The organism is Streptomyces sp. NPDC043876, from assembly GCF_056435825.1.
This window is the reverse complement of record NZ_JBWKDV010000007.1, coordinates 73,887-90,727: the sequence shown is the minus strand read 5'-3', so window position 1 is coordinate 90,727 and position 16,841 is coordinate 73,887. Positions and strand designations below refer to the sequence as shown.

The window sequence follows — 16,841 nt, the reverse complement described above, 5'->3', positions numbered from 1 at the left end:
CCCGCGGGCGAGCAGCCGACGCAGCGCCTTTCCGCAGGGACTCCGGGTACGCGGAAGGGCCCGAGCGGCGTGTGCCGGTCGGGCCCTCTTCGCTGTTCGGGTGGCGGCGGGCGCAGGGCCCACCCGTCAGGCGGTCACCGGGGTGCCGAGCATCGAGGAGGCCCGCTGGAGGGGGCTGAGCACGCGAGTGGCCACGGCGGTCCGGGGAAGGCCTCCGCGGCAGGTGAAGCCGAGCTGGGTCATGGCGCGGACGACTTCCCCGATGCTGAAGTCGCGGCGGTCCTGGCGGGTGACGACCTGGCCGACCTGCTTGACGGGGTAGGTGCGGCGGCCGATGATCACGGACTCGCCGAGGACCTGCTCCGGCTTGACGCCCTTCATGGACTCCAGGACACCGCTTTTGGTCAGGTCGAACGGGAAGCGGGCGATGACACAGCGCATGTTGCCTCACAGGGAGAAGAGGGGAACGGTCCGACCACGGTGAGGTGGTTCAGCGGGCGAGGGCGAGGACGCCCAGGGCGCTGCCTTGTTCATCGACGACGGGCAGGGCGGCCAGCTTGCGGTAGCGCATCGCGTGCTCGGCCTCGGCCGTCGTGGTCATGGGCGAGGTGAACGCTCCGCGGTCGCCGGGGACATCGCGCAGGCGGAGCCGGTCCGTGTACGCCGTGCTGTCGCGGACGGCAGCGAGCTGGACGCGGGTGACCAGCCCGGTGCACAGGCCGTCCTCGTCGCAGACGAGCAGATGGTCCGCGCGGGAGCCGGCCATGACGGCCAGGGCCACCTCGACGGTCATGTCGTCGCAGACCTGTGGACCGGCCGCCTTCATGGCGTCGTCCACCGTCGCGTGGACGAGGTCGGCACGGTGGACGAGGTCGGCACGGGCCTCGGCGGGTGCCGGGCGGGTCTGCATCTGGACCAGCGTCAAAAGGTGCCTCCTGCAGTGGCGGGTCAGGTTCCGGATCACGTCGTTGTCAGGCCGCCGCGTCGTAGGCGGACTGACGTGCGCTCGTGCGCCGGGCGGCCGAGGCGCTCCCGCGGCGGCCGCGGGAGGAGGTGCTGCGCTTGGGCCGCTCGGACACCGGGGCGGTGATGGTGACCGGGATGCCGGAGGGTGCCTGGGCGCCGGTGATGCGGCTCAGGGCCTCGTCGCCCGAGCGGACCTGGGTGGTCTGCGGGGTGATGCCCGCGGCCGCCATCAGCCGGGCCATCTCGCGGCGCTGGTTGGGGGTGACGAGGGTGACGACGCTGCCGGACTCACCGGCGCGGGCGGTACGGCCGCCGCGGTGCAGGTAGTCCTTGGGGTCGGTCGGCGGGTCGACGTTGACGACGAGGTCCAGGTTGTCGACGTGGATGCCGCGCGCCGCCACGTTGGTGGCGACCAGCACGGTGACGTGTCCGGTCTTGAACTGGGCCAGGGTGCGGGTGCGCTGCGGCTGCGACTTCCCGCCGTGCAGGGCGGCGGCGCGGACCCCGTTGTCGAGGAGGTCCTGGGTGAGGCGGTCCACGGCGTGCTTGGTGTCCAGGAACATGATCACCCGGCCGTCGCGGGCCGCGATCTCCGTCGTCGTCCGCTGCTTGTCGGCGCCGTGGACGTGCAGGACGTGGTGTTCCATCGTGGTCACGGCCCCGGCCGAGGGGTCGACGGAGTGCACGACCGGGTCGGTCAGGTAGCGGCGGACCAGCAGGTCGACGTTGCGGTCGAGGGTGGCGGAGAACAGCATCCGCTGACCCTCGGGGCGCACCTGGTCCAGGAGGGCTGTGACCTGGGGCATGAAGCCCATGTCGGCCATCTGGTCGGCCTCGTCCAGGACGGTGATGGCGACCTGGTTCAACCGGCAGTCACCGCGGTCGATGAGGTCCTTGAGACGACCCGGCGTGGCGACGACCACTTCGGCCCCGGCGCGCAGCGCACCGGCCTGGCGGTGGATCGGCATGCCGCCGACGACGGTGGCCAGGCGCAGCTTGACCGCCCGGGCGTAGGGGGTGAGGGCAGCGGTGACCTGCTGTGCGAGTTCACGCGTCGGTACGAGGATCAGCGCGAGGGGCCGGCCCGACTCGGCGCTCTGGCCCGCCGTACGGGCCAGCAGGGCGAGGCCGAAGGCCAGGGTCTTGCCCGATCCGGTGCGCCCACGGCCCAGGACGTCGCGGCCCGCGAGGGTGTTGGGCAGCGTGGCGGCCTGGATCGGGAACGGGGTGGCCATGCCCTCGCGGCCGAGCGTGGCCAGCAGCTGGACCGGCATGGCGAGGTCGGCGAAGGCCTCGACGGCGGGGAGCGCGGGGGTGATCGTCTTCGGCGGTGCGAACTCGCCCTGCACAGCGGCGGGCCGGCGGCCGTAGCCGCCCGAGCGGCTCGGGCCTCCGGAGCGGCTCGGACCTCCGGAGCGGCTCGGGGCCGACGGGCCGAAGCGGCTGCCCCGGCCCGAACCGGAGCCGGCGGCGAAGGCGGGGCCGCCGGTGCGGCCGCGGGTGCGAGAAGAGCGCTCGTTCGTACGTGTGGGGTTCATGCGGAACCTTCCTTGACGGCACCTATCAAGGAATTCCCGCAGCGTAGGAGCGGCGCAGGGAATTGCGAGAACGGGCCGAATCGAATGTGAAAGCAGATCTGGCGGACAGGGAATCTGTGGGCTCAGACGCTGAAATAAGGTGGCGCCGTGTGGGCGCGACAACCAAGAAAATGAAATCGAGTGCAACCACGAGAGGGCCGGTCGGCCGATCTCTCAATGGTTGAGACCGCGGGTGAACGCACCGCGGGAAATGCATGCAGCTGGGGCCCGCACCCCGAGGGATGCGGGCCCCAGCTGCAGAACGCGTGTCAGCGTCAGGCGGGAACGATGTTCTCGGCCGTCGGGCCCTTCTGGCCCTGCGCGATGTCGAAGGTGACCTTCTGACCCTCGTTCAGCTCGCGGAAGCCCTGGGCGGCGATGTTCGAGTAGTGGGCGAACACATCAGCGCCGCCACCGTCCTGCTCGATGAAGCCGAAGCCCTTTTCCGCGTTGAACCACTTCACGGTACCAGCAGTCATGTCATATCTCCTTTGGGGCAATACATCGGCGTCTGCACTGTGCGGATGCCGCGTCGCCGCGATGATGCCCCGCCCGGTAAAAGACCGGGAAATACAAAGCGCTCCCATGTGGAATGAATTCCAGCTGGAGGCGCTTGAAGTTCTTGGGTACCAAAACTGCAACCGAGAACGACAGTAGCACGTTACAGCGGCCTTTGTGTGCCGAGTATTTCCGGCCGCCGCACGGCGGTAGGAACCCTCCCCGCGGGATCCGTTAAATTCTCAGGTTGCGGCGACAGATATTGATTCACCCCGAGCGCAGCGCTTTTTAACTGCTCGCCGTTGTTTCCGTGGAGGCGGCCCGGGATGCTCGGAGCGGGCGTGCCTCTGTGCAGTTCTCCCGCGCCCAACTGCTTGACGGGACAGCCTCGGACGACTGGGGCGCCCGGGCTCGGTGGGGGTGCTGTGCCCTCGCTGCTGTGCCCTCGCGAACTGAGCAGCGCGGGCGGGTGGTTGATCGTCCGCATTTCAGGGTGCGAACGGGCGCGTGGGAGTGGGCCTGTGGCGTGGATCATGCGAATTGCCGCTCGCGGAGCGGGACGGAAGCGCGTTCCCGTGGCGCAAGTGGTGCGCGAAGGGCCCTCTGGCCAGGGCTTTCCCGCGAGTTGGGGCACGTGGAGGGCACGGCAAGGGCTGAGAGGTCTAGACAACGAAGAAGGCCCAGGTCGCTGACCTGGGCCTTCTTGCAAGAGCGGATGACGGGAATCGAACCCGCGCTATAAGCTTGGGAAGCTCATGTTCTACCATTAAACTACATCCGCGCAGCGGGCCAATTGGCTGGTGCCGCATCGTTGCACACTGTACCCCATGATCCCTTGTCGGTGAATTCGGACCCGCGGGGCTCGGGTGGTGGTGGGGGTACCGGGGCCTGTGGGGGCGGGAGTTGGGGCGTACCGTTGGGGTGCGGAGCGGCGACTGGAGTGGGTGTTCTTCATCCCCTAATGTGGCGATTCGTCGCAGCACGGCTCGTTGGGGAAAGGGACTCGATGGAGCACACCGTCGTCCGTTGTGCCGAAGGGCATGTATTCAGTACCGCTTCGTTCCCGATGCAGCAGCTCGGGGCCGGCCGGATCGGTCCGGGGCGGCTCATCCGGTGCCCGCGGTGCGCGCGGCTGCGGCACGCGGTGCCCGTGGGCTCAGCCAAGCGGTAGCCGCGGCGGGCACGGGCCCGGAGCAGGAGCGGAGCGGACGCGCGCGGGCGCACTCGATTGGGGGTGGCCCGCGCGCTCTGCGTATCCTCGGGACGTGCTTCTCTCCGACAAAGACATCCGTGCCGAGATCGACAGCGGACGGGTTCGCATCGACCCGTTCGAGGATTCGATGGTGCAGCCCTCCAGCATCGACGTACGGCTCGACCGGTTCTTCCGGGTGTTCGAGAACCACCGCTACGCGCACATCGACCCCGCCACCGAGCAGCCGGATCTGACCCGGATGGTCGAGCCCGAGGGGGACGAGGCGTTCATCCTCCACCCGGGCGAGTTCGTGCTCGCCTCGACCTACGAGGTCATCTCGCTGCCCGACGACCTCGCCTCCCGGCTGGAGGGGAAGTCCAGCCTGGGCCGCCTGGGGCTGGTGACGCATTCGACCGCCGGGTTCATCGACCCGGGCTTCTCCGGGCACGTCACGCTGGAGCTGTCGAACGTCGCGACGCTGCCCATCAAGCTCTGGCCCGGTATGAAGATCGGGCAGCTATGCATGTTCCGGCTCAGCTCGCCCGCCGAGTTCCCGTACGGGAGCGAGCGCTACGGCTCCCGTTACCAGGGGCAGCGCGGCCCGACGGCCTCGCGGTCCTTCCAGAACTTCCACCGCACCCAGGTGAGGCACCAGGCATGAGCGAAGTACGCGAGAACCTCGACTACGAGCGGTTCGGACGCGCCGTCCGCGAGCTGGCGCAGACCATCGCCGACGACGGCTACGAGCCCGACATCATCCTCAGCATCGCGCGCGGCGGCGTCTTCGTCGCGGGCGGCCTGGCGTACGCACTGGACTGCAAGAACATCCACCTCGTGAACGTGGAGTTCTACACCGGCGTGGGCACGACGCTCGAAATGCCCGTCATGCTGTCGCCCGTCCCCGAGGTCATCGACTTCACCGCCAAGAAGGTGCTGATCACCGACGACGTCGCCGACACCGGCAAGACGCTCAAGCTGGTGCACGACTTCTGCCTCGACCACGTCGCCGAGGTGCGGTCGGCCGTGATCTACGAGAAGTCCCACTCCCTCGTGAAGTGCGAGTACGTGTGGAAGAAGACCGACGAGTGGATCAACTTCCCCTGGTCGGTCGAGCCGCCCGTCGTGAAGCGCGAGGGCCAGGTCCTCGACGCCTGAGCCGCGCACGTCATGGGGGAGGGCCCGTACGCATGGCGTACGGGCCCTCCCCCATGACGTGCGCGGAGCCGCCGGCTAGATGGTGCCGAGCTTGATGATCGACAGCAGGGCGATCAGCTGGATCGCGGACGCGCCGAGCGCCTTCGGCCACGGCAGGTCGTGCGACTTGCTGACCAGCGAGGTGAACAGGGCGCCGGCCGCCACCCAGGTCGCCCAGCCCAGGATCTGGACGAGGACGTTGTCGCCGCCGAGGAACAGGGCGAACAGCAGGCGCGGGGCGTCCGTGACCGACATGACCAGCATCGACAGGCCGATCGTCGGCTGCCACGCGCCGTCGCCGCCGAGCTGGCGGGCCAGGGTGTGCGTGACCGCGCCCAGGATCAGACCGCAGATGACGAAGGCCACCGCCGAGCTGAGCACGATCGGGACGGCGTTGGCCAGGGTCGCCTTGATGACGTCCTCGCGCGCCTTGTCGAAGCCGAAGACCGCGAGCAGGCCGTACAGGAACGTCACGATCAGAGCCGGACCCCAGACGGCGTGGTCGCGCATCTGGAGGAAGGTCGGGCCGGGCCGCATGACGATGCCCCGGAGCAGGTCCTTCCACTCCAGTCGCGGACCGCTGGGCCCGACCGGGGCCTGGGCGCCGCCCGCGTGGTAGGTCGCGCCCTGGCCGTACGGGTCCTCGCCGACGGCGAAGGCCTGCGTGTAGCCGGGGTTGTCCGCGTACGAACCGCCGCCGTGACCGCCCTGCCCGCCGTAGCCGTCGTGACCCTGGCCGCCCGCGTACGGGGGACCGCCCTGGCCACCCGCGTACGGAGGCCCGCCCGGGGCGCCCGCGCGGGGGTCGAAGTACTCCGGCTCGCCGTGCCCGCCGGGCGACGGCTGGGGCCACTGCTGCTGCGACGGCGGCCCCGCCGGGGGGTGCGCCGGACGGCCGTACGGCGGCGCCTGCTGCTGCCCGTACGGCGGTTGCTGCTGCGGGGGTTGCTGCGGAGAGCGGTTGTTGTTCCGGCCGCGTCCCATCCTGAATCCTGCCACGTGATCGAACGTACCCGGTCCGGCGGCCGGTGGTGCGCGGGCGGCCGGAACCGGGGGCCTTTGCGGCTGACCTGTGACATCCCCTAGGGGAACCCCGTAGTCCTGCGTCTCGTGCGCCGGGACGGCGAAGCGGCCGGTCCCCCTTGCCCAGGGGTACCGGCCGCTCCGTCGTGCGTGTGCCCCCGCTAGCTCGCGGGCTCGGCCGCGGGCTCCGCCTCCGGCTCCGCGGGGGTCCGTACCGACTCCAGCAGCAGCTGCGCCACGTCGACGACCTGCACCGACTCCTTGGCCTGGCCGTCGTTCTTCTTGCCGTTGACCGAGTCGGTCAGCATGACCAGGCAGAACGGGCAGGCGGTCGAGACGATGTCCGGGTTCAGGGACAGGGCCTCCTCGACGCGCTCGTTGTTGATGCGCTTGCCGATCCGCTCCTCCATCCACATCCGCGCGCCACCGGCGCCGCAGCAGAAGCCCCGCTCCTTGTGGCGGTGCATCTCCTGCTGGCGCAGGCCCGGGACGGCCGACATGATCTCGCGCGGCGGCGTGTAGACCTTGTTGTGCCGGCCCAGGTAGCAGGGGTCGTGGTAGGTGATCAGCCCGTCGACCGGGGTGACCGGCGTGAGGCGGCCCTCGTCGATGAGGTGCTGGAGCAGCTGCGTGTGGTGGATGACCTCGTACTCGCCGCCCAGCTGCGGGTACTCGTTCGCGATGGTGTTGAAGCAGTGCGGGCAGGTCGAGACGATCCGCTTCGCCGACTTCGGCTTCTTCGTCTCCGGGTCCTCGTCGTCCTCGCCGAAGGCCATGTTCAGCATGGCGACGTTCTCCTGGGCGAGCTGCTGGAAGAGCGGCTCGTTGCCGAGGCGGCGCGGGGAGTCACCCGTGCACTTCTCGTCGCCGCCCATGATCGCGAACTTGACGCCCGCGATGTTCAGCAGCTCCGCGAAGGCCTTCGTGGTCTTCTTGGCCCGGTCCTCCAGCGCGCCGGCGCAGCCGACCCAGTAGAGGTAGTCGAACTCGGAGAGGTCCTCCGCGTCCTTGCCGATGATCGGGACCTCGAAGTCCACCTCCTTCGTCCACTCGACGCGCTGCTTCTTGGCCAGCCCCCAGGGGTTGCCCTTCTTCTCCAGGTTCTTGAGCATCGTGCCCGCCTCGGACGGGAACGCGCTCTCGATCATCACCTGGTAGCGGCGCATGTCGACGATGTGGTCGATGTGCTCGATGTCGACCGGGCACTGCTCCACGCACGCGCCGCAGCTGGTGCAGGACCAGAGCACGTCCGGGTCGATGACGCCGTTCTCCTCGACGGTGCCGATGAGCGGACGCTCCGCCTCCGCCAGGGCCGCCGCCGGTACGTCCTTCAGCTGCTCCGGGGTCGCCTTCTCGTTGCCCTCCATGTCCTTGCCGCCGCCCGCGAGCAGGTACGGCGCCTTGGCGTGCGCGTGGTCGCGCAGGGACATGATCAGGAGCTTCGGGGACAGCGGCTTGCCCGTGTTCCAGGCCGGGCACTGCGACTGGCAGCGGCCGCACTCGGTGCAGGTGGAGAAGTCGAGGATGCCCTTCCAGGAGAACTGCTCGACCTGGGAGACGCCGAAGACGTCGTCCTCGCCCGGCTCCTCGAAGTCGATCTCCTTGCCGCCGCTCGTCATCGGCTGGAGGGCGCCGAGCGCCGCCCCGCCGTCGGCGTTCCGCTTGAACCAGATGTTCGGGAAGCCGAGGAAGCGGTGCCAGGCGACACCCATGTTGGTGTTGAGCGAGACGACGATCATCCAGATCAGCGAGGTGCCGATCTTGATCATCGCGGTGAAGTAGATGAGCGTCTGCAGCGTGGAGACCGAGAGGCCCTTGAAGGCCAGCACCAGCGGGTACGAGAGGAAGTACGCCGGCTCGTAGTGGTCGACGTGGTGGATCGCGCCTTCGAGGCCGCGCAGGGTGAGGATCGCGAGGCCGATGGTGAGGATGATGTACTCGACGAAGTACGCCTGCCAGGCCTTCGAGCCCGCGAAGCGGGACTTGCGGCCGGCCCGCGAGGGCAGGCTGGCCAGTCGGATGGCCATCAGCACCAGGATGCCGACGGTCGTCATCACGCCGATGAACTCGATGTACAGCTCGAACGGCAGGAAGCCGCCGATGACCGGCAGCGTCCAGTCGGCCTGGAAGAGCTGGCCGTAGGCCTGCGCGAGCGTCGGGGGCAGCGTCAGGAAGCCGATCGCGACGAACCAGTGCGCGAAGCCGACGATGCCCCAGCGGTTCATCCGGCTGTGGAAGAGGAACTCCCGGACCAGGGTGAGGGTCCGCTCCTTCGGCCGGTCCGTGCGGCTGCCCGCCGGTACGGGTTGGCCGAGCTTCACGAACCGGTAGATCTGCGCCACGGCTCGGGCGAGCAGCGCGACGCCGACCACGGTCAGGACCAGCGACACGATGATCGCGGCGAGTTGCATGGGAAGGCTCCTCGGGCGGGCCAGGGCGGGCACTCGGGCACTTACTAAGCAGTAACTTAGTCAGTCAAGCCTTGAGATTACCCATTTCCCGGACCGCAATGTAGCCGAGCGCGCGGTGATCTGTGTCGCTCAGGCCACCCTTTGCGGCGTGGGGTCTCGTGCGGGGTCCTGCGCGGGGTCTTGCGTGCGGTCGGGTACGGGCCCCCGTGCGGGGCGCTGCGGGGCGGCCGCGCGCAGCAGGGCGCGCGGGGTCTGCGCCAGGATCGCCAGGTCCATGCCGAGCCAGTGGTTCTCCACGTAGTGGCGGTCCAGCAGGTCCATCTCCTCCCAGGGCAGGTCGGAGCGCGCGCTCACCTGCCACAGGCCCGTCATCCCGGGGCGTACGAGCAGCCGCTCGGGGTGGTCCGCGCGGGCCAGGGGGCGGGGGCCGACCAGGGACATCTCGCCGCGGAGCACGTTCAGCAGCTGCGGGAGGCCGTCCAGGGCGTACCGGTCCAGGGCGGCGCCGAGCCGGGGGCCGTCCGTGCGGAAGCGCCAGGTGCGGAAGGGGTGGCCGCCGAGGCCGGCGCGGGTCTCCCGTACGAAGACGCCCGCGCGGGGGGCGGCGTACAGCGCGGCGGCCACCGCGGCCAGCGGTACGGCCAGGAGGGCCAGCAGGACGGCCGCGCCCAGGAGGTCGGCGACGCGCTTCGCCGGGGGCGGGGCGGGGAGCCGGAGCGCGGGGCGCGCGGGGAGGGGGAGGGGCGGCAGCAGCGGCATGGGTGCACCGTGCCGTACGCCTCCGGCGGGGGGTGGGGGGCGCGCTGCGGGGCCGCGGGCGATCGCCCGCCTGGCCCTGCCGGGGCTCCGCCCCCCACCCCGCGCCTCAAACGCCGGCGGGGCTGGAACCGCCCGGGGCTCCGCCCCTGGACCCCCGCGCCTCAAACGCCGGCGGGGCTGGATTCGGCTCACGCAGGCGCATGGGCGGCACCTCCAGCCTGCGCGGCGATTGAGCGCACCCCCGTACTCCGTGCCGTAACCCCAGGCCAGAGACCTTGTGAGCGTAAGGACGGCCTAAAAGTTGAGCCCGTCCGGCTCAGGTCTGTTGACGCGTCGCGGAGGATGCGGCATCCTTGAGCCTGTTCCACTCAAGTCAGTGTTGCTGGAGGAATCAAAATGGCACGTGCGGTCGGCATCGACCTGGGCACCACCAACTCGGTCGTCAGCGTTCTTGAAGGCGGCGAGCCCACCGTCATCACCAACGCCGAGGGCGCCAGGACCACGCCGTCCGTCGTCGCCTTCGCCAAGAACGGCGAGGTCCTCGTCGGCGAGGTGGCCAAGCGCCAGGCGGTCACCAACGTCGACAGGACCATCCGGTCGGTCAAGCGCCACATGGGCACCGACTGGAAGATCAACCTGGACGGCAAGGACTTCAACCCGCAGCAGATGAGCGCCTTCATCCTGCAGAAGCTGAAGCGCGACGCCGAGGCCTACCTGGGTGAGAAGGTCACGGACGCGGTCATCACCGTCCCGGCCTACTTCAACGACTCCGAGCGTCAGGCGACGAAGGAGGCCGGTGAGATCGCGGGTCTGAACGTCCTGCGCATCGTCAACGAGCCGACCGCCGCCGCCCTGGCCTACGGTCTCGACAAGGACGACCAGACCATTCTCGTCTTCGACCTCGGTGGCGGCACCTTCGACGTGTCGCTCCTGGAGATCGGTGACGGCGTCGTCGAGGTCAAGGCCACCAACGGTGACAACCACCTCGGTGGTGACGACTGGGACCAGCGCGTCGTCGAGTACCTCGTGAAGCAGTTCCAGAACGGCCACGGCGTCGACCTCGCCAAGGACAAGATGGCCCTGCAGCGTCTGCGCGAGGCCGCCGAGAAGGCGAAGATCGAGCTGTCCTCCTCTACGGAGACCTCGATCAACCTGCCCTACATCACGGCGTCCGCCGAGGGCCCGCTGCACCTGGACGAGAAGCTCACGCGCTCCCAGTTCCAGCAGCTGACCGCGGACCTCCTGGACCGCTGCAAGACGCCGTTCCACAACGTCATCAAGGACGCGGGCATCAACCTGTCCGAGATCGACCACGTCGTCCTCGTCGGCGGTTCGACCCGCATGCCCGCCGTCGCCGAACTGGTCAAGGAACTGACCGGCGGCCAGGACGCCAACAAGGGCGTCAACCCGGACGAGGTCGTCGCCATCGGCGCGACCCTCCAGGCCGGCGTCCTCAAGGGTGAGGTCAAGGACGTCCTGCTCCTCGACGTGACCCCGCTGTCCCTCGGTATCGAAACCAAGGGCGGCATCATGACCAAGCTCATCGAGCGCAACACCACGATCCCGACCAAGCGGTCCGAGATCTTCACGACGGCCGAGGACAACCAGCCGTCCGTGCAGATCCAGGTCTACCAGGGCGAGCGCGAGATCGCGGCGTACAACAAGAAGCTCGGCATGTTCGAGCTGACCGGCCTGCCGCCGGCCCCGCGCGGTGTCCCGCAGATCGAGGTCTCCTTCGACATCGACGCGAACGGCATCATGCACGTCACGGCCAAGGACCTCGGCACGGGCAAGGAGCAGAAGATGACCGTCACCGGCGGCTCTTCGCTCGGCAAGGACGAGGTCGACCGCATGCGCCAGGAGGCGGAGCAGTACGCGGACGAGGACCTGCGCCGCAAGGAAGCGGCCGAGTCCCGCAACCAGGGCGAGCAGCTCGTCTACCAGACGGAGAAGTTCGTCAAGGACAACGAGGACAAGGTCCCGGCTGACGTCAAGGCCGAGGTCGAGGCGTCCGTCGCCGAGCTGAAGGAAAAGCTCAAGGGCGAGGACACCGCCGAGATCCGCACCGCGACCGAGAAGCTCGGCGCCGTCAGCCAGAAGCTCGGCCAGGCGATCTACGCCGACGCGCAGGCCGCCCAGGGTGCCGCGGGCGCCGAGGGTGCCCAGCAGGCCAAGGCCGATGACGATGTCGTCGACGCCGAGATCGTCGACGACGAGAAGCCGAAGGGCGGCGCTGCCTGATGTCGGAGGAGACCCCGGGTTTCGAGGAGGAGCCCGTAGTCCCCACCGGTGACGAGGCGGATGACGCCGCGGCCGAGCCGAAGGCCGCCGCCTCCTCCGAGAAGGAGGAGGCGGCCCCGGCCGGGGACGCCGGAGCTGCCGAGTCGCTCGGCAAGGAAACGGCCCTCCTGGCGCAGCTGGACCAGGCCCGCACCGCGCTCGGCGAGCGCACCGCGGACCTCCAGCGGCTCCAGGCCGAGTACCAGAACTACCGCCGCCGGGTCGAGCGGGACCGGATCGCGGTCAAGGAGATCGCGGTCGCGTCCCTCCTGACCGAACTGCTCCCGACGCTGGACGACATCGGCCGGGCGCGGGAGCACGGCGAACTGCTCGGCGGCTTCAAGTCGGTGGCCGAATCGCTGGAGACGGCCGCCGCCAAGATGGGCCTCCAGCAGTTCGGCAAGGAGGGCGAGCCCTTCGACCCGACGATCCACGAGGCCCTGATGCACTCGTACGCGCCGGACGTCACCGAGGACACCTGCGTGGCGATCCTGCAGCCGGGGTACCGGATCGGCGAGCGTACGATCCGCCCCGCGCGCGTCGCGGTGGCCGAGCCCCAGCCGGGCGCGGCCGCTCCCGCCAAGTCCGAGGACGCGGCCGAGCCGGGTACGGATACGGACGGGCCCGACAAGGGCTGATGTCAGCACCACACGAGAGGAGGGCCACCGGGGATGAGCACTAAGGACTTCGTCGAGAAGGACTACTACAAGGTCCTCGGTGTCCCGAAGGACGCGACCGAGGCCGAGGTCAAGAAGGCGTACCGGAAGCTCGCCCGCGAGTTCCACCCGGACGCCAACAAGGGTGATTCCTCGGCCGAGGAGCGCTTCAAGGAGATCTCCGAGGCGCACGACGTCCTCGGGGACGCCAAGAAGCGCAAGGAGTACGACGAGGCCCGCGCGCTGTTCGGGAACGGTGGCTTCCGCCCCGGTCCCGGCGGTGGCGGCGGCTTCTCCAACTTCGACCTGGGCGACCTCTTCGGAGGCGCCCAGGGCGGTGGAGCGGGCGCCGGCGGCTTCGGCGGCGGCCTGGGCGACGTCTTCGGCGGCCTGTTCAACCGCGGTGGCGCGGGCGCCGGTACGGGCGCCCGCACCCAGCCGCGCCGCGGCCAGGACGTCGAGTCCGAGGTCACCCTCTCCTTCACGGAGGCGGTGGACGGGGCCACGGTGCCGCTGCGGATGTCCTCGCAGGCACCCTGCAAGGCGTGCTCGGGCACCGGTGACAAGAACGGCACCCCCCGGGTGTGCCCGACCTGCGTCGGCACCGGGCAGGTCTCGCGCGGCAGCGGCGGCGGATTCTCGCTGACCGATCCGTGCGCGGACTGCAAGGGCCGCGGCCTGATCGCCGAGACCCCCTGCGACATCTGCAAGGGCAGCGGACGGGCCCGTTCCTCGCGCACCATGCAGGTCCGGATCCCGGCGGGCGTCTCCGACGGCCAGCGGATCCGGCTGCGCGGCAAGGGAGCTCCGGGAGAGCGCGGCGGTCCGGCCGGCGACCTGTACGTCGTCGTGCACGTCGGCAGCCACCCGGTGTTCGGGCGCAAGGACGACAACCTCACGGTCACCGTCCCGGTCGGCTTCGCCGAGGCGACGCTGGGCGCGGACATCAAGGTGCCGACCCTGAACGGCCCCGCGGTGACGCTGAAGCTGCCGCCGGGCACCCCCAACGGGCGTACGATGCGCGCCCGGGGCAAGGGTGCGGTCCGCAAGGACGGCACCCGCGGCGACCTGCTGGTGACGGTCGAAGTGGCCGTCCCGACGGAGCTGTCGGACAAGGCCCGCGAGGCGCTGGAGTCGTTCCGCGACGCCACGGCCGCGGAGGACCCGCGCTCCACCCTGTTCGAGTCCGCGAAGGGAGCATGACATGGACGGCCGCCGACGCAATCCCTATCAGCTGACCGACGAGACCCCGGTCTACGTCATCTCGGTGGCCGCCCAGCTCTCGGGCCTGCATCCGCAGACCCTGCGCCAGTACGACCGCCTCGGCCTGGTCTCCCCGGACCGGACGGCCGGGCGCGGCCGCCGCTATTCGGCCCGGGACATCGAGCTGCTCCGCACGGTGCAGGCGCTGTCCCAGGACGAGGGCATCAACCTGGCGGGCATCAAGCGGATCATCGAGCTGGAGAACCAGGTGGCCGCGCTCCAGCAGCGCGTCGCCGAACTGTCCACGGCCGTGGACGGGGCGGCGGCCGTGCTGCGCCAGCGCGAGGCCCAGGTGCACGCCTCGTACCGGCGCGACCTGGTCCCCTACCAGCCGCCGCAGCCGGGCAACGCCCTGGTGGTCTGGCGCCCCAAGCGGCCGCTGGACTGACCGGCGGCCGCCGGCGGCCCGCACGCGGTGAAGGCCCCGCCCCCACCGGGGGCGGGGCCTTCGTGCGCACACGGGGGCGGGGCGGCCGGCGCCGTCACACGAGGCGGCCGGTGCCCAGGCCCGGGTCCGGATCGTGCTCGGCGGTCAGGCCGCCGCCGCCCGGCAGGCTGCCCGGGCCGTCCAGGATCCCCGACTGGGCGATGAGGTAGCCGAGCTGCGCGCGGCTCCCGCTGCCGAGGACGGTGGCCAGCTTCGCGATGTGGGCGCGTGCCGTCCGTACGTTCATTCCCAGCCGCCGGGCGATGGCCTCGTCGACGTACCCCTCGACCAGGAGCTGCGCGATGGAGCGCTGGACGCCGGAAATCCCCTCGGGGGTGTGCCGGTACGTCACTTCCTGGCGCAGGGGCACAGCGCGCCGCCAGAGCTGCTCGAAGACCTTGATGAGGTACTCGACCAGGCCCGGGTGCCGCAGCTCCAGCGCCACCCGCCGGTCGTCGCTGGCGGGGATGAAGGCGACGGTGCGGTCGAAGATGATGAGGCGCTCTATCAGTTCTTCCAGCGTACGGATCTCCACCTTGCCCGCGGAGATCCGGTCGACGTAGGCCAGCGTGCCCTGGCTGTGCCGCGCGGTGTGCTGGTAGAGGGTCCGTATGCTGACCCCTCGGTCGATCAGCGGGGCGTCCCGCTCCAGTGCCTGGGTCAGGGCGAGCGAGGGCCGGGCGCCGCCCGGCTGGACCGTCAGCACCTCGGTGTGGCACTCGGCGGTCGCCAGGTTCAGGGCGGCGTTGATCCGCTCGAAGCCCTCCAGCACCGTGATGGCGTGGGTGTTGGCGGGGCTCTGGGCACTGATGGCGAGGAACGGCTCGAAAGCGTCGGTGAGATCTACAGCGCTGCGTCGGCGGTCCTGGATCTCACGTTCAATCGGATGCAGCCGTTGGGCCAATGCGACGGACGGAGGAACCGGACGCAGCTGGTTCGCGTCGTCCGGATCGGGCTGCAGAAGAGCGAATTCAAGCAGGCAGGGGGCATTTTCAACTTCTCCCCTTGCGATACGGCCCGTACTGAGCGCCGCCGCGTAGAGCCGCGCTCCCTCGTCACACAGAGACGTGACGGGGTGGGGATGTGTCTCGTTTGTGCCACTTCTGGGCAAATCTCCACCCCCCAGGGTCCTGAACATGCAAGAACATGATGCATCGTCCCTGTGGCAGTGACGTGCCTGAATGAGCCATCGTCGGACACGCGGGGGAGAGGATTCCATCAAGTGAGGACGAAGCCGACCATGTACAAAAGAATGCTTCGCTCGGCGCTTGCCGTTGTTTTCTCCGCCGTTGCGGTTTTTGGTGCAATCAGCGCCGTCGACACAGACGCGGGGAGCGCTAGGGCCAGCCATGACACCGGCTGGACCAGTGCGCCGGCAGGAACATCGTTCGACACCGGCTGGACCAACGGGCCGGTTCTGAAGAACGATCTGAAGGACGACACGGGCTGGACCGATTCTCCGCAGGGCACCGGGGGAGACACCGGGTGGACCTCCCACCCCGAGGCGGTGTCGTCATGACCCCCGACGACCGCGACTTCCGTCGCGAAATGGCATCGGCGTACCGATCCGGATGGCAGTTCATCGACCTCGTCACGGCCATCCCCCACACCGGCGATTCGTTGATGGTCACCTTGTTCGGCCAGCCGATCGTCGTCGTGCGCGAGGAGGACGAGGACGTCCGTGCCTACCGCTGCCTGCGCCGTCCCCGGGGCGCGCCGCAGCCCGTCCGCTGCGAGGTGCGGTACGGGATGGTCTTCGTCAACCTTGATCAGCGCGACCACCAGCTTTTCGAACCCGATGCCACCACCGCCACCCCCCGCAGTGCCTGAAGCGATTCCCCCGTCGTCACAGATCGCTCAGGCGCTTCCCCCACACAGCGGCGCCGTCGTGAACCTGAACACGATGGCGCCGCTGTGCTCCTCCCGTCCAGTGCTCGCACCGGGAACGTTCCGGAATTGGCCCGAATGAATCCGCGGCGCCGCACCCCTGCGCCGCACCACCCGCACACCCGCACCGCCCGCGACGCGCCCCGCGCCGCACCCCGAGCCCGCCGTCCGCGCCGCCCCGAGGGGCACACCCCTGCTCGGCCCCTCAGGCGCGGCCCATCGCGCGCTCCAGAGTGATCTCCAGGACGACCCGGTCCGGATTGGGCGACGGGACGCGTCCGTACCGCTGCGCGTAGCGCTCCACCGCCTCGGCCACCGACGCCGGGTCGTCGAGGATCCGCGCGCGCCCCTCCAGCGTCGCCCAGCGGCGCCCCGCCATCTGGCACACCGCGACCCGGGCCCCCTCGGGCCCCGCCGCCAGGACGTTGCGGATCTTCTTGCTGTGCTTGTTGCTGATCACCCGCGCCACCCCGGCCTCCGGGTCGTACGTCACGCCCACGGGCACGACGTGCGGCGTCCCGTCGGGGCGCGGGGTGGTCAGCGTGCAGACGTGCCGTTCCTGCCAGAAGGCGAGGTACTCGGCCGTCGGGTTGAGTGCGTCATGGGACATGCGCCGAAGCGTACGAGCTTGCCCTTGAGTGGAATAGACTCAACTTTGTGCACGCTTCCCTTGGCAGAGAAGGAACGGAAGAAGGAACGGAGAGGAGC

The 16,841-nt window shown here is 69.9% G+C and carries 17 protein-coding genes and 1 tRNA gene; 8 read left to right on the top strand and 10 right to left on the bottom strand.

The features are described 5' to 3' along the window. Positions 1–126: 126 nt before the first annotated feature. The 5 genes from AC0693_RS22200 to AC0693_RS22180 all read right to left on the bottom strand — a co-directional run bounded on the left by AC0693_RS22200 (position 127) and on the right by AC0693_RS22180 (position 3,822). Positions 127–441 carry an SCO5918 family protein gene (locus AC0693_RS22200; RefSeq protein WP_469316084.1) on the bottom strand — a complete coding sequence of 105 codons (315 nt, stop codon included), beginning with the start codon at positions 439–441 and terminating at the stop codon, positions 127–129. A gap of 49 nt (positions 442–490) precedes the next feature. Beyond that, a complete protein-coding gene (locus AC0693_RS22195) occupies positions 491–925 on the bottom strand; it encodes a CBS domain-containing protein (protein WP_469316085.1) in 435 nt (144 codons plus the stop codon). Between the two features lie 46 nt (positions 926–971). Continuing rightward, a complete protein-coding gene (locus tag AC0693_RS22190) occupies positions 972–2,504 on the bottom strand; it encodes a DEAD/DEAH box helicase (protein ID WP_478802647.1) in 1,533 nt (510 codons plus the stop codon). 314 nt (positions 2,505–2,818) lie between these two features. After that, complete coding sequence (locus AC0693_RS22185) at positions 2,819–3,022, bottom strand: cold-shock protein (protein ID WP_469316087.1); 204 nt, start codon at positions 3,020–3,022, stop codon at positions 2,819–2,821. Positions 3,023–3,751: 729 nt separating this feature from the next. After that, positions 3,752–3,822 (bottom strand) — tRNA-Gly (locus tag AC0693_RS22180). Between the two features lie 484 nt (positions 3,823–4,306). Between AC0693_RS22180 and dcd the strand changes: the two genes are divergently transcribed. Further along, a complete protein-coding gene (gene dcd / locus AC0693_RS22175; RefSeq protein ID WP_356402764.1) occupies positions 4,307–4,894 on the top strand; it encodes a dCTP deaminase in 588 nt (195 codons plus the stop codon). Beyond that, complete coding sequence (locus tag AC0693_RS22170; protein ID WP_356402761.1) at positions 4,891–5,388, top strand: phosphoribosyltransferase; 498 nt, start codon at positions 4,891–4,893, stop codon at positions 5,386–5,388. The genes dcd and AC0693_RS22170 overlap by 4 nt, the downstream gene beginning before the upstream one ends. A 75-nt stretch (positions 5,389–5,463) precedes the next feature. Here AC0693_RS22170 and AC0693_RS22165 read toward each other — a convergent pair whose 3' ends face one another. From AC0693_RS22165 to AC0693_RS22155, 3 genes are all read right to left on the bottom strand, one after another. Next, positions 5,464–6,426, bottom strand: coding sequence for a Yip1 family protein (locus tag AC0693_RS22165; RefSeq protein ID WP_478802646.1), 963 nt, complete (start codon positions 6,424–6,426; stop codon positions 5,464–5,466). Between the two features lie 185 nt (positions 6,427–6,611). Next, on the bottom strand, positions 6,612–8,861 hold the full coding sequence (locus tag AC0693_RS22160) for a heterodisulfide reductase-related iron-sulfur binding cluster (RefSeq protein ID WP_478738042.1): 2,250 nt from the start codon (positions 8,859–8,861) through the stop codon (positions 6,612–6,614). Between the two features lie 129 nt (positions 8,862–8,990). Next, positions 8,991–9,620 (bottom strand): sugar transferase, encoded by a 630-nt coding sequence (locus tag AC0693_RS22155; RefSeq protein ID WP_478802645.1) that lies wholly within the window; start codon positions 9,618–9,620, stop codon positions 8,991–8,993. Between the two features lie 396 nt (positions 9,621–10,016). On the opposite strand from AC0693_RS22155, the gene dnaK reads away from it, so the two are divergent. From dnaK to AC0693_RS22135, 4 genes are read left to right on the top strand one after another with little or no spacing between them, the layout of a single operon-like run. After that, positions 10,017–11,861: a molecular chaperone DnaK gene (gene dnaK, locus AC0693_RS22150; protein ID WP_356416926.1), complete on the top strand. Its 1,845-nt coding sequence runs from the start codon at positions 10,017–10,019 to the stop codon at positions 11,859–11,861. After that, complete coding sequence (grpE, locus tag AC0693_RS22145) at positions 11,861–12,538, top strand: nucleotide exchange factor GrpE (protein WP_356416928.1); 678 nt, start codon at positions 11,861–11,863, stop codon at positions 12,536–12,538. Before dnaK ends, grpE begins: the two co-directional genes overlap by 1 nt. A gap of 33 nt (positions 12,539–12,571) precedes the next feature. Further along, a complete protein-coding gene (gene dnaJ / locus AC0693_RS22140; protein WP_469316092.1) occupies positions 12,572–13,759 on the top strand; it encodes a molecular chaperone DnaJ in 1,188 nt (395 codons plus the stop codon). Position 13,760: 1 nt separating this feature from the next. After that, a complete protein-coding gene (locus AC0693_RS22135; RefSeq protein WP_283454134.1) occupies positions 13,761–14,207 on the top strand; it encodes a heat shock protein transcriptional repressor HspR in 447 nt (148 codons plus the stop codon). 94 nt (positions 14,208–14,301) lie between these two features. On the opposite strand, the gene AC0693_RS22130 is transcribed toward AC0693_RS22135, so the two are convergent. Then, entirely contained in the window at positions 14,302–15,384 is a 1,083-nt protein-coding gene (locus tag AC0693_RS22130) for a helix-turn-helix transcriptional regulator (RefSeq protein WP_356406315.1), read from the bottom strand. A gap of 102 nt (positions 15,385–15,486) precedes the next feature. Here AC0693_RS22130 and AC0693_RS22125 point away from each other — a divergent pair, with 102 nt between their 5' ends. Both AC0693_RS22125 and AC0693_RS22120 read left to right on the top strand, forming a co-directional pair. After that, entirely contained in the window at positions 15,487–15,765 is a 279-nt protein-coding gene (locus AC0693_RS22125) for a hypothetical protein (RefSeq protein WP_468469752.1), read from the top strand. Next, positions 15,762–16,076 (top strand): (2Fe-2S)-binding protein, encoded by a 315-nt coding sequence (locus tag AC0693_RS22120; RefSeq protein WP_356406318.1) that lies wholly within the window; start codon positions 15,762–15,764, stop codon positions 16,074–16,076. Before AC0693_RS22125 ends, AC0693_RS22120 begins: the two co-directional genes overlap by 4 nt. Positions 16,077–16,338: 262 nt before the next feature. On the opposite strand, the gene AC0693_RS22115 is transcribed toward AC0693_RS22120, so the two are convergent. Next, positions 16,339–16,743 (bottom strand): pyridoxamine 5'-phosphate oxidase family protein, encoded by a 405-nt coding sequence (locus AC0693_RS22115; RefSeq protein ID WP_469316093.1) that lies wholly within the window; start codon positions 16,741–16,743, stop codon positions 16,339–16,341. Positions 16,744–16,841 lie beyond the last annotated feature (98 nt).

Bases quoted from the DNA above. Each gene is read 5' to 3' on its own strand.
- AC0693_RS22200 (WP_469316084.1), bottom strand. From the start codon at position 441: ATGCGCTGTGTCATCGCCCGCTTCCCGTTCGACCTGACCAAAAGCGGT.
- AC0693_RS22190 (WP_478802647.1), bottom strand. From the start codon at position 2,504: ATGAACCCCACACGTACGAACGAGCGCTCTTCTCGCACCCGCGGCCGC.
- AC0693_RS22185 (WP_469316087.1), bottom strand. From the start codon at position 3,022: ATGACTGCTGGTACCGTGAAGTGGTTCAACGCGGAAAAGGGCTTCGGC.
- AC0693_RS22170 (WP_356402761.1), top strand. From the start codon at position 4,891: ATGAGCGAAGTACGCGAGAACCTCGACTACGAGCGGTTCGGACGCGCC.
- AC0693_RS22160 (WP_478738042.1), bottom strand. From the start codon at position 8,861: ATGCAACTCGCCGCGATCATCGTGTCGCTGGTCCTGACCGTGGTCGGC.
- AC0693_RS22155 (WP_478802645.1), bottom strand. From the start codon at position 9,620: ATGCCGCTGCTGCCGCCCCTCCCCCTCCCCGCGCGCCCCGCGCTCCGG.
- dnaK (WP_356416926.1), top strand. From the start codon at position 10,017: ATGGCACGTGCGGTCGGCATCGACCTGGGCACCACCAACTCGGTCGTC.
- grpE (WP_356416928.1), top strand. From the start codon at position 11,861: ATGTCGGAGGAGACCCCGGGTTTCGAGGAGGAGCCCGTAGTCCCCACC.
- dnaJ (WP_469316092.1), top strand. From the start codon at position 12,572: ATGAGCACTAAGGACTTCGTCGAGAAGGACTACTACAAGGTCCTCGGT.
- AC0693_RS22135 (WP_283454134.1), top strand. From the start codon at position 13,761: ATGGACGGCCGCCGACGCAATCCCTATCAGCTGACCGACGAGACCCCG.
- AC0693_RS22130 (WP_356406315.1), bottom strand. From the start codon at position 15,384: ATGTTCAGGACCCTGGGGGGTGGAGATTTGCCCAGAAGTGGCACAAAC.
- AC0693_RS22125 (WP_468469752.1), top strand. From the start codon at position 15,487: ATGTACAAAAGAATGCTTCGCTCGGCGCTTGCCGTTGTTTTCTCCGCC.
- AC0693_RS22120 (WP_356406318.1), top strand. From the start codon at position 15,762: ATGACCCCCGACGACCGCGACTTCCGTCGCGAAATGGCATCGGCGTAC.
- AC0693_RS22115 (WP_469316093.1), bottom strand. From the start codon at position 16,743: ATGTCCCATGACGCACTCAACCCGACGGCCGAGTACCTCGCCTTCTGG.